Raw genomic sequence first — 12,295 nt, 5'->3', positions numbered from 1 at the left:
GATTTTTTTCAGTACTCACAAAATAGATTGAATTATTTTTGGGTGCATTCAATTATTTTGATATGAAGATAGATACCATTGTCCCTATTCCTTTCGTACTTTCTATGTGAATAGTGCCATCATGTGTTTCTACTAACTTTTTAACAATCGTTAACCCAATCCCACTTCCACCTAGTTCTCTGCTTCTCGATTTTTCTACACGATAAAATCTTTCAAATACCTTGGGTAACTCCGTAACTGGAATCCCAATTCCTGTATCTTGTACTGTGATAATTGCATCTCTACTAAAAAAATAAAGCTAGCTAAACCTACCATTCCAGATGCTACTACAATAAACATAATCGCTAATTGTTTTTTCATCGTGATTGAGAATTATCTCCTGCAAAACGATAACCAAATCCATAGACAGTAAGTAAGCAGGTAGGCTTTTTGGGGCAGGCCTCTATTTTTTGACGGAGATTTTTCACATGTTAATCGATCGTACGATCATCTCCCATATAATGAAAACCAATCACTTTTTCTATTAGTTCTTCTCGTGAAAACGTCCGGTCGGGATGGCGTGCCAGCACCAGCAATAATTTGAATTCGGCTGGAGTGAGGTGTACCTCTTTTCCCTTTTTCACTACCATCTTATTATCCTGATCAATCACTAAATCTCCATTTTGAATGGGTACTCTCGATGGGAGGAGATCATGATTGGTTCTCCGGAGAATTACCTTCACTCGTGCAATCACTTCCTTTGGACTAAATGGTTTGATCACATAATCATCTGCTCCTATGGTTAATCCTTTTAGTCGATCTCTTTCTGTAACTTTTGCTGTTAGCATTAGAGAGGTAAGGGCGAATGTTCACGTATCCTTTGGCAAATCGTTTCACCTGAAATATCGGGTAACATCAAATCGAGGATCACAAAACCGACTGCTTCTCGTTCGATTTTTCTTAATGCCTCTATACCATTGGTAGTTTCTATCGTTGTAAATCCTTCTTTTTGAAGATAAGAAGTCAATACCTCACGTATTTTCCTTCATCATCCACCATTAGTACTACTTTACTCATTACTTCACCTGCTTTTTGGGAAAGAGCTGGATGTTCCTGTATCTAACCCTATGAAAAGGATATATGTATCTACTAGAATGTAAGCTTTGAAACTTATTCTTCATCATATACCATATCCAATTAACGTTCTCCCCTATCATTCCTTTCCTGTACATAATCATATTAATGGAAGATTGTGAGGACTTTATGAGGATAAACGCTATTCACATTTTTTCACTGGATAAATCTGATAACCAGTTTCCAGTTGATATGATAACGAAATAAGCCAGCCTTAAAACGGCTGGCTATCAAACACACTAATTATTATTTATTCGAAGTACTCTCATCGCATTTAAAACAGCCAATAAAGTAACACCTACGTCAGAAAATACCGCCTCCCACATGGTCGCAATTCCAAATGCTCCAAGTAGAAGAAATACACCCTTAACTCCTAATGCAAATACAATATTTTGACAAACAATCCCACGTGTGCGCTTTGCGATACGAATGGCTGTTGGAATTTTAGATGGTTCGTCTGTCATAATCACGATATCTGCTGCTTCTATGGCTGCATCCGAGCCTAATCCACCCATTGCAATCCCCACATCTGCTCGTGCTAGAACTGGTGTATCGTTAATACCATCACCAACAAACACCATTTTTTCCTTTGGGGCTTTTTGGACCTCTAGCCGCTCTATTGCTTCTACTTTATCCTGTGGTAACAACTCAGCATGTACTTCATCCAATCCAAGCTGTTTCCCGACTGAATCTCCAACTATTTTCGCATCTCCAGTTAACATAACTGTCTTTCTTATACCTAATTCTTTTAATGAACAAATCGCCTGTTCTGAATCCTCTTTTACTTCATCTGAAATAACAATATAGCCAGCATATTGTTTATTTACTGCAATATGAACAATCGTTCCAACTTCATTTGGTTGTGGAAATATAATTTGCTCTTTGCTCATAAGCTTAGCGTTTCCAGCTAAAATATACTTGCCATCCACTGTTACTTGAATTCCATGACCAGTGATTTCGTTATATTCTTCTATTATTTCTTGTTTCAGTTCTTTCCCATATGCTTTCCGAATCGATTGAGCAATCGGATGATTGGAATGAACTTCTGCAAAAGCTGCATATTCCAACAATTCTTCTTTAGAGATCAAACCAATGGAATGGATACTTGTCACTTCAAAAGCACCTTTGGTCAGCGTTCCTGTTTTGTCAAATACAACATATTTTACATCATTTAAAGCTTCTAGATAGTTACTACCTTTCACAAGAATCCCAGCTTTTGAAGCAGCTCCAATTCCACCAAAAAATCCTAGTGGAATAGAAACCACAAGCGCACAGGGACAAGAGATAACCAAGAATATCAATGAACGATAAATCCAATCAGAAAATGTTGCTCCATTTATGAGTAATGGCGGAATAACCGCTAGTATCAGTGCGACCATTACTACAACAGGCGTATAATAACGCGCAAATTTGGTAATAAAGTTTTCCGTCGGTGCTTTTCGACTGCTTGCATTCTGAACTAAATCTAAAATTTTGGAAACGGTGGACTCCTCAAATTCTTTTGTAACCTCTATTGTTAAAACACCATTTTTATTAATGAATCCACTTAACACATCACTACCTGTTTCTACTTCTCGTGGTATGGACTCTCCAGTTAAAACAGAAGTATCTACCATCGAACTACCTTTAATCACTTTTCCGTCTAACGGAATTTTTTCACCCGATTTTACAATGATAAGATCGCCTATACTTACATCTTCAGGTGAAACTTGTTTGGTATCATTCCCCACTTTTATATTGGCATAATCGGGACGGATATCCATTAGTGCACTGATGGACTTACGAGAACGGTTGACCGCAATTCCTTGAAACAGTTCTCCTACTTGGTAGAATAGCATTACAGCTACTCCTTCGGGAAACTGCTTAATGGCAAATGCCCCAATTGTTGCAAGAGCCATTAAAAAATTCTCATCAAAAACTCGACCGCTTAGGATATTTCGAAAAGCTCTTAAAACTATATCTCCTCCAACAATAAGATAAGCAGTGAGAAATAGTCCTAACTCTACAATTCCTGAAATAGGTAAAAACATTCCCAGACCAGCTAAGACAGCACCAATCCCTAATCGAACCAGCATTTTTTTCGTTTTATTACTTCCATCTTCTTGACTATCCCCATGGTTATGTGACTCAGGTAAAACTTCTACATTTGGTTCTAATTGTTTGATTATATTTGTTGCTGCTGTTTCTAAACGAGCAATTTCACTCGGATTAGCAATTTCCATAATCAACTTTTTGGAAACAAAATCGACGGTAGAAGATGTAACTCCGTCTAAACGTCCTACACCTTGTTCAATTTTCATTGCACAGTTGGCACAATCCAATCCTTCTAATAAAAATTTCTGTTTTATCTTCTTTTTTTGTACTCCCATCCCGTTTCTCGTCCCTTTTCAATCTTTATTTTTACTCTGTCACATGTTAACGTTTGTTCAAACGTATTTCGATTTTGAAGGAAATTACATCCTAATGATTCAAACCAGATATTTCGAGATCAATGAATGACTGCATTTTTTTATATTTAAATTAGATTACAATCCGTTACATCATTTAACACATGAGCAAATGTTCATATATTTTTTACCATTATATGCTTCGTTTTGAAATATGTCCTTTATAACAGCCTTGTGAATCGTAAATTTCTTCTATTTACGAAAGATGGTCATGGAAATGAAATTTATGTATTGTTGAAGTCCAATTTCCATTAAACTTGATACATGTTCGTCATCGATGCTTTGACACTCCCACGGCTAAAGCTGTGGGATTCTTGGGTAGTTCACGCACGCAGTCCATTTCTGTTTTGTACAACTCCCAAGTTCAGGGGTGTGCCATCACCCCATCCCATGCAGTTATGATGTACCTCCATGGGCGGCGTACCTGTTACCAGTACGCTAGGCTGCTAAACCGGATATCGCTTTAGCGATATTGATTGCGCCATTGAGATCTGCATGGCTACGATATCCACATTCCTTACAACAAAAATGAAGTCCCTTGCGATTTGCTTTATAGCGATGACCATTTTTGCATGTTTGGCTGGTATATTCCGGATTTACCAATTCAAAACGAATTCCAGCCATCTCGGATTTGTAGCGAATGTATTCTCGTAATTGATAAAATGACCATGTTGATTTTAATAAATCGACATGGTCATCAGAATGTCTAAACAATATCCTAATTCTCCTTTCGACAACTCCATACGGCTAAAGCCGTTGGATTCTTGGGACTACAGCCTCATGACTATTTCATTACCAAGCTAACCCCATATGCCCCACGGTTTATGTTTGTTGATTTTTCTTCACCTCGAGCAAACTTAGTTTTCGCCTGGTCTCGATTATACATATATTACCACGGGAATATATGTTTGTAAACTTACTGTTTCCAAAGGTTGAACGGATGAAGGAAAATTCTTCATCCTCGTTCAACGCTCGCTTTCATCCCATGATTTAAAACATGAGTTTCTCGCTCACAATGCTATAAAAATAACTTACACCTTGGATTTATTCTTCTAATTGATAAGGCACAATCGTAATGATAATTTTTTTGACTCGAAGCAAATTTGCTAGGATGAGGAATCCTGTTTGACCATGCAAGAAACTATGCCACCACTTTTTTGCAATGAATTGAGGCATCATCACAGTTATTTGAGAATGAGACTGATCTGCTTTCTTTTTCACTTTGTCAATAAATCGAGTTAATGGCAATAAAACAATTCGATAAGGAGAATGAATCGTCACTAACTCTACATCTGTCTGCCATTCATCCCAATTCTTTCTTAATGTATCAATCGATTCACTTGAACCCACATAAACTGCAACAACATGATTGGATATGGATTTGGCATAAACAAGCGATTGTTTTACTACTTTCGTTATCCCAGCTACTGGAACAATCACCACTCCTTCAGCAGGTTTGATTTCTCTTAGCTTAAGAGACAGATCAACTTGTAATTGTTCGTCTACCCTAACGTAATGGCGATGTATTCGATAAAAAATAAAAACGGCTAATGGAAGAAAGATAAGACTCATCCAAATCTGGTCGAACTTAGTGATAAAAAAGATGAGAACAATTAAATAACAAATGAAAGCTCCTACTAGGTTTATAGAAAATTTGATTATCCAGTCCTTCGGCTTGGACCTTATCCATTTGACAACCATTCCTGTTTGAGACAATGAAAATGGAATAAACACTCCTATTGCATAGAGAGGAATTAGATTTTCTGTATTCCCTTTGAAAAGAATGATCAATAGAATAGATGCTGCGCCTAGCGTCAGAATTCCATTCGAGTAACCTAGCCGATCTCCTCTCACTTTAAAGGCTTTTGGCATATAATTATCTTTAGCAAGATTATATGCCAACAAAGGAAAAGCTGCGAAACCAGTATTAGCAGCTAACACTAAGATCAAGGCTGTGGTAGTTTGAATAAAATAATAAAAAAAATCACGCCCAAAAATAGATGAACTCAGTTTGGATAATACAGTCTCTTTCTCCATAGGAGCAATCCCATACCAATAAGACAAAAAAACGATCCCAGTGAAAAGTATTCCCAAAATAACACCCATAATCGCTAGAGTAAAGGCAGCATTTTTAGATGTAGGATCTTTAAAATTAGGTATCGCGTTGGAGATTGCTTCCACTCCAGTAAGAGCAGAACAACCGGAGGAAAAAGCTTTTAATATAAGAAACAGACCAACTCCCATAACTGGCGTACCAATCACAGAGTGGGCTTGTAAAGAAACTTGTCCACTCCCTATACGATAAAAACCAGCACCAATCAAAAAGAGAAGCGCTACTATAAAGGCATAGACTGGATAAGCGAGAATGGAAGCTGATTCAGTTAAACCTCTTAAATTCAACAATGTAATCAATGCCACTAGTCCCACAGCAATAACTATTTGATGGGAATGAAGAAAAGGAAAAGCAGAGGTAATCGCATCTGTACCTGCCGAAACACTCACTGCAACAGTCAAAATATAATCAATTAGTAAAGATCCTCCAGCAACCAAACCAAAAGGTATCCCTAAATTTTCTTTTGACACTATATAGGCTCCGCCACCATTGGGATAGGCATGGATAATTTGTCGATAGGACAGAACTAACGCTGTTAATAAGATTAATACACCAACAGCAATGGGAAGAGAGTACCAAAAGGCTAAAATTCCAACTGTGGCAAGTACAATTAGAATTTGTTCCGGACCATATGCAACCGAAGATAATGCATCCGAAGATAGTATGGCTAGTGCCTTTAGATTATTTAATTTTTCATTCTGTATCTCATTGGATTTCATCGGTCTTCCAATCAAGACTCTTTTTAATTTCCGAAACATAAAACTTCCCCTTTATAAAATAATGAAAATTCAAATAACTCACAAAATAAAATCCTTACCTGCCCCTCAAGTGCATCACATCAGTACCATCTGAGAAGATACCTACAAAGATTTTATAAATGGATTCATTACCTCTTCCCCTTATGAAAATTTTATCAATATCAAAGTACGAATTGTATTAAATTACTATTAAGATTCAATTTATTTAGACTAATTAGTCTGCCATGTCCTATTTTCATCATTCAATAATTCATTTTGAATAAAAATAATATATACTGAAATAGTACTGTCCGATAAAGGAGAATATGATATGTTTTTTGATGATGATGAGATTAAAATCGAAATTGAGATTAACGAAAATCGAGAAGTTGAAATAGAATTTGAAAATTAAGGTATAAATGTAGTATTCCACTGTATCAACAATAAAACTATGTCCATTGGTTTCACTGTTTGATAACTTCTCCTTTCTTTTTATATACATAAACATGAAAGCATTTTAACGCTCTTTAATCCATAAAAAAATGGCTGATAATCACATCGATGAATCAGCCATTTTTTTATGGATTAAACAAAAAACATTGCAAGTTATTCATCATTTCCTTTATCGATACTTCTGAAGACTTTCTGTTGTTTTAAGACCGAGCAATTTCGATATGCTGGAAAGACCCATCCCATCATTCAAACATCGTTTAATAAATGTATTTCGTAAAGATTGGGCACTATGTTGGCTGTTTCCAGAAGATTGAAGATACTTTTTCACAATATAATGCAGTGCCTGTCGAGTCATCTGCCTGCCCTCTATACCAGATGGAAAAAGAAAGAAAGAAGGACTAGAAAAAGTGATCCAATCGGATAATAAGTTGGATAGAAAAGGAGTGAGCGAAAGATTCCTTACATTTCCATCCTCATCTTCTACTTTTAATATCTGCTGCTTGGCCAAAAAATCATTTCTTTTTAATTGAATAACTTCTGATACTCGTAACCCTAAACCCAGCATCACATATATCATGCAGATATTTCTTGTTCTTTTCCATTCGTTTTTTTCTTTCTCCACTTCGTTAATCAAACATTGTTCTTCTTCGACAGATAAAGATAGAACTGATTTTGATGAAGATAAAGAACGTGGCAAACCAATGGTTTTCATCGGATTCGTTTTGGAATATCCCTCCATTTCGATGAAATTCCAATATGTTTTCAACGCCGCTAATTTTTTATGAATGGTAGTAGGCGCTAGATTAAAGGTTCCTAAATACGCTAGCCATTTAATAATATGCACTATGGTAATTTGACTTGGGCTTATTAAATCATCGTATTCTTCTTGGATCCATAGCAAAAATGAATTAACAATATGAAGATATTCACTAATCGTCCGAGATTTCTTATTACGAAAAAGCAACCATTCCGTAAATTCATTTTTTAGCTGTTGATAGCTAATCACATAGAATCAACCCTCTCTTCTTTGGTTTCTTCTGCATGCTCCAATTTTACTTACTAATTATTACATATTTCGATAGAAAAAGAGATTACATTATTGTACATACACGCTGTCTGTTGAAACGATTATGTTCAACAAGTAATAGGAGGAATTTAACAATACTATATTTCGGGAATTTTACAACTATTTTTTTGCTTCCTTGAGAAAAAATGTCTTCACAATGATTACAAATAGATTGCTTTTCTGTTACGAAATATAACGTTTTGTATGAATACATAAAATCTATTGATATTTTTTACCGAACTCGTATACTAGTGACTAGTATGATCAAAAGTAAGACACATCTTATTGTATTGAGAAAGGTGAACAAATTGAAACCAAAACCCCGTTTTATCCCGATTGCTACCGTTTTTCTAGCATCTCTTCTTCTATCTGCTTGTGGAAATCAAGATTCAGCAGATAACAAAAAAGTAGAAATTCCTTCATCTGGCGTTACTGTTATCGACGGAGACACCATTAAGGTGAAAATGAAGAAGAAAACCGAAACTGTTCGTCTGTTGTTAGTGGATGCCCCAGAATTAAACGATCCAAAAGATGGGAAACAACCTTTTGCAGATGAAGCAACCACCTTTCTTACCCATCTGATTCAGTCATCCAAAACGGTGACATTAGAAAAAGACACCTCTTTTCGAGATCCTTATAAACGATTTTTAGCTTATGTTTATGTTGATGGAAAAAGTGTAGAGCAAAGCCTGCTGGAAAATGGATTGGTTCGTGTCTATCAAGATCCAAAAAATCAAAAATACATAGACACCTATAAACAAATGGAAACAAAGGCAAAACAACAAAAAATCGGAATCTGGTCATTGAATAACTATGTGCAATCTGATGGATTTCATCCAGAGGCTGTAAAATCCGACAAAATAAAAATTACGGTGAACAAAAACGGATTTATAGCAAGCTCAAACAGTGATGTGTATCATCCTGCTAGTTGTAAACAAGTAGCAGATACCATCAAAGAAGAAAATCGAATCTATTTTAAAACCGAAGAAGATGCAAAAGCTAGTGGTCGTCATCGCAGTCAGGTTCAAGACTGTTGGAACTAGAAGCTCTTTTTTTTATGCTGCGAAATGACTATCAACTCTACAAATAGAAAGGAACTGAAATATAGAATATGGACCCTGCCCTTTCCGATCAACCCAATATTATCAAGCAGCTAAATGAAATACGAATCCAGCTTGGAGACGAGACAAGGATACAACTTTCACAAATCCCTTCTTCTTTTCGACTAATTGGAATAGGAACAGATGCAATTGTAGTCCAACATCAGGCAGATACTTCTTCTGTTTATAAAGTCTATACAGAAGAAGCCAAATGGAAATGCAGTCAAGAATTTCTGATCTATCAGCAATTGAAAACCAATCGTTTCTTTGCAACTTGTTATGAACAAGGACCCCATTATTTAAAATTATCTTACGAAAGGGGTCCAACTTTATATCAATGTCTGGAAAGAGGAATAGACATCCCTATCCAAATAATAGACAAGGTAGAGGAAGCAAGAGAATACATTCGGCAGCAAGGATTAAATCCAAGAGATATCCATTTAAAAAACGTTATCCTTCAAGATAATCACGTTAAAATTGTGGATGTCTCAGAATATGCAAAATCGGGAAATGATCATCGCTGGGAGCATCTTGTCGAAGGCTATCATCGCTTCTATCCATTGATACGAAAGAAAAAAATTCCATCCAATTTACTAGAAAGAGTAAAAGAGAAGTATCAAACGGATCAGCATGTTTCTCACCTATTCTCTCAATTGCAAAACTTTATATCACTTTAATCCAAAGAAATTTCACATCTAATGGAGCTGAATGTCATGATTTGGTTAGGGATTGGACTATTTGTTGCAGCGATTATCTTAGGAATTTTCAAGTTAGGAAGTCAGTTTCTAGATATTTTAAAGCTGGACTTCTCAGAGGTTGGTGGGAATATTTTATGGTTGATATTCTCTCTATTTTTAGCAGGTATTGGGATCATCGTTTTTATCATTGGCGTCGTAAAACTAATTTTCTAACAGACTCTGTCTCTACATTTAGAATAGATCAAAAAATCAGGAGGAGATTGGATTGTTTAAAAAGTTAATGGCTAGTCTGGGACAAGGCGGAGCTAAGGTAGATCTTGTGCTTTACCAGGATCACTTTTCTCCAGGGGAAGAAGTAAAGGGAGAATTAAATGTCTACGGGGGATCGGTAGAGCAATCAGTTGATAAAATAGATGTAAAATTGCAGTTAGAAATACATGATCACGAACATCATTTTCATCAAACGGTAAGTCGAGTTCCATTTCATACAACTTTTGTCATTCACCCTAACGAACAAAAAACTTTTCCATTTGATTTCCGACTTCCAACAAATCTGCCGATATCCGGTCATACTGTTTCCTACTTCTTTGAAACCGAATTGGATATCATCGGTGGAAAAGATCATACAGATCGTGATTTTATTTCTATCGTTCCTCCTCATGAACTGCAAAATGTGCTTACTGCACTGCAAGGCCTTGGTTTTCATGAAAAACATGATTCACGCTCCTTTAATGGACAGGTTCAAGAATTTGAACTCTATCCAACGAGTTATTTTAGAGGGCAGATCGAAGAAGTAGAATTTACGGTTGCCGTGTTGCCAGATGGATTGGATTTGCTTCTAGAAGTAGACGTTTTATCCTCCTATGGACATGAAAAAGAAATCAAACATCATGTATTTTTAGACCATCATTTACTCCATGACACCTATCGATTGGAATCGTATTTTAAAGATTTGTTAGAAGAGTTGATTTATTCCTATGGATCTGGTTCTCATTCCAGTCATCATGAGCACTATGAACACCATGAACATCATTATTACGAAGATCATGAGCATAAACATCATGGAAGCGGAGTTGGAGCTGCTGTAGGTGGATTTGCTGCGGGAGCAATCGGTGGTTACGTTCTATCTGAAATGTTAGACAATGATGATGACGACGATGATGATGATGATAACAGTGGTTTTTTTGGTGAAGACGATAATGATGTGGAAGACTTTTTCGATGAAGAAGACTAAAAAATAAAAAACGCCTAGCAGGCGTTTTTTTCATTCTTATCAAGGTTATTTAAAATTTATGATTCTAATTCACTTTCATCTCTTAAGCAGCTTCCCTATCAATCATCATCGGATTGAAAGAAAAGAAACACAAATTGCAACAATTCAGTGACAGCATATAATGCAGCTGCTACATACGTGAAGGCTGCAGCACTCAGTACTTTATTCATTCCATGTTCTTCATCTCTATGAATAAAACCGTTTCGTATAAGAATTTGTTTCGCTCTGCTACTGGCATTAAATTCTACTGGTAATGTTACCAATTGAAAAGCAACAGCTATCGAGAAGAAAAGAACCCCTAAAAGAAGCAAACCGGACAATTTGAGAAAAATACCTGCCAAAAGTAGAATAGGTGCAATTCCAGAAGTTAAGTTCACTAATGGAAACATACGATGTCGTACGGAGAGAGCTCTATAAGACTCTTTATGTTGAATCGCATGACCGCATTCATGTGCTGCTACCGAAATGGATGCGATGGAAGAACCTGCATATACACCTTCTGATAAACGAACAACACGAGTTGTTGGATCATAGTGATCTGTCAACTGTCCATGAACCATTTCAACAGGAACGCCATGTAAACTGTTTTGATCTAGAATCCTTCTCGCAACCTCAGCACCCGTTATTCCTGAATGCGTTTGATAGTGAGACCACTTGCTGAAATTCCCTTTCACCTTGAACTGTGCCCATATCGTAAGACCAAATGCTAGGATAGAAACAATGTATAGAAGAATTGACATGTCAAACCTCCTGGAGTAAAACAATCGATTATTGATCTTTTTAGGGAAATGAACCTTTTATTGTAAATCCATTATACGATATAACATTGTTTTATTTATAAATAAAATGTTACTGAATTATGAATCTGAAATTTAGCGATCTCTAAAAATACATATATATGCTATTAGGTCGAGTTTCTCGTAACCAGTATCCGTGCCAAGCATGTCTTGGGCAAGCAGTACACCCACTGTAATTCCTGCAGCCAAGCCTGCCCCGCCAAAAATTTGAGAAGTAATGACGATTTTCATCGTTCTCTTATACAACTGTTGCTGCTTCTTTGGAGATGACATGTATTCTTTTATTGAGTCAGGGAGACTTTCCATTTTTTCCTGAAATGCTAAATTTCCATCTGACATGTATTTCTCCTCTTATTTCAAACAAAATATTGGAACTTTGCTTTTTAAGAGATATGATCGTATGGAATCGAACACATCATCCATTCGTTTTATTTATCTTCATGAGTTCTGATACTGCGCATTTGGCTGATCGGAGTGCGCCTTCAAGGTGTCCTCCCT

General features: G+C 36.3%; 8 protein-coding genes and 4 pseudogenes. 4 read left to right on the top strand and 8 right to left on the bottom strand.

The genetic code is table 11. The features are described 5' to 3' along the window. Positions 1–52: 52 nt before the first annotated feature. The 6 genes and pseudogenes from AC5WOC_RS01495 to AC5WOC_RS01470 form a co-directional block, all read right to left on the bottom strand. The gene (locus AC5WOC_RS01495) at positions 53–271 is read right to left on the bottom strand and encodes a sensor histidine kinase (protein WP_496054140.1); all 219 of its coding nucleotides are present in this window, start codon (positions 269–271) and stop codon (positions 53–55) included. A gap of 85 nt (positions 272–356) precedes the next feature. Continuing rightward, positions 357–1,056: pseudogene (locus AC5WOC_RS01490) on the bottom strand (response regulator transcription factor). A gap of 296 nt (positions 1,057–1,352) precedes the next feature. Further along, positions 1,353–3,473 (bottom strand): annotated as a pseudogene (locus tag AC5WOC_RS01485) (heavy metal translocating P-type ATPase); the annotation flags it as partial. Positions 3,474–3,998: 525 nt separating this feature from the next. Next, positions 3,999–4,232, bottom strand: a pseudogene (locus AC5WOC_RS01480) (zinc ribbon domain-containing protein); the annotation flags it as partial. A gap of 372 nt (positions 4,233–4,604) precedes the next feature. Beyond that, on the bottom strand, positions 4,605–6,431 hold the full coding sequence (locus AC5WOC_RS01475; RefSeq protein ID WP_496053626.1) for an APC family permease: 1,827 nt from the start codon (positions 6,429–6,431) through the stop codon (positions 4,605–4,607). Positions 6,432–7,032: 601 nt separating this feature from the next. Further along, entirely contained in the window at positions 7,033–7,869 is an 837-nt protein-coding gene (locus AC5WOC_RS01470) for a tyrosine-type recombinase/integrase (protein WP_496053625.1), read from the bottom strand. A gap of 368 nt (positions 7,870–8,237) precedes the next feature. Here AC5WOC_RS01470 and AC5WOC_RS01465 point away from each other — a divergent pair, with 368 nt between their 5' ends. The 4 genes from AC5WOC_RS01465 to AC5WOC_RS01450 all read left to right on the top strand — a co-directional run bounded on the left by AC5WOC_RS01465 (position 8,238) and on the right by AC5WOC_RS01450 (position 10,961). Next, the gene (locus AC5WOC_RS01465; protein ID WP_496053624.1) at positions 8,238–8,972 is read left to right on the top strand and encodes a thermonuclease family protein; all 735 of its coding nucleotides are present in this window, start codon (positions 8,238–8,240) and stop codon (positions 8,970–8,972) included. Between the two features lie 68 nt (positions 8,973–9,040). Beyond that, complete coding sequence (locus AC5WOC_RS01460) at positions 9,041–9,706, top strand: serine/threonine protein kinase (protein WP_496053623.1); 666 nt, start codon at positions 9,041–9,043, stop codon at positions 9,704–9,706. Positions 9,707–9,742: 36 nt separating this feature from the next. Then, positions 9,743–9,940, top strand: coding sequence for a hypothetical protein (locus AC5WOC_RS01455; RefSeq protein ID WP_496053622.1), 198 nt, complete (start codon positions 9,743–9,745; stop codon positions 9,938–9,940). A 52-nt stretch (positions 9,941–9,992) separates the two neighbouring features. After that, a complete protein-coding gene (locus tag AC5WOC_RS01450; RefSeq protein WP_496053621.1) occupies positions 9,993–10,961 on the top strand; it encodes a sporulation protein in 969 nt (322 codons plus the stop codon). A 98-nt stretch (positions 10,962–11,059) separates the two neighbouring features. Here AC5WOC_RS01450 and AC5WOC_RS01445 read toward each other — a convergent pair whose 3' ends face one another. Together AC5WOC_RS01445 and AC5WOC_RS01440 are read right to left on the bottom strand one after the other, a co-directional pair. Beyond that, a complete protein-coding gene (locus AC5WOC_RS01445) occupies positions 11,060–11,740 on the bottom strand; it encodes a zinc metallopeptidase (protein ID WP_496053620.1) in 681 nt (226 codons plus the stop codon). A 189-nt stretch (positions 11,741–11,929) separates the two neighbouring features. Beyond that, positions 11,930–12,103 (bottom strand): annotated as a pseudogene (locus AC5WOC_RS01440) (MFS transporter); the annotation flags it as partial. Positions 12,104–12,295 lie beyond the last annotated feature (192 nt).

The organism is Shimazuella sp. NTD247 (assembly GCF_059510415.1).
The sequence above is the reverse complement of the archived record's forward strand: the minus strand, read 5'-3'. Positions and strand labels throughout refer to the sequence as shown.

What these genes read in the sequence shown, in the direction of transcription:
- AC5WOC_RS01475 (WP_496053626.1), bottom strand. Translation starts at nt 6,431, where the DNA reads ATGTTTCGGAAATTAAAAAGAGTCTTGATTGGAAGACCGATGAAATCC.
- AC5WOC_RS01460 (WP_496053623.1), top strand. Translation starts at nt 9,041, where the DNA reads ATGGACCCTGCCCTTTCCGATCAACCCAATATTATCAAGCAGCTAAAT.
- AC5WOC_RS01455 (WP_496053622.1), top strand. Translation starts at nt 9,743, where the DNA reads ATGATTTGGTTAGGGATTGGACTATTTGTTGCAGCGATTATCTTAGGA.
- AC5WOC_RS01445 (WP_496053620.1), bottom strand. Translation starts at nt 11,740, where the DNA reads ATGTCAATTCTTCTATACATTGTTTCTATCCTAGCATTTGGTCTTACG.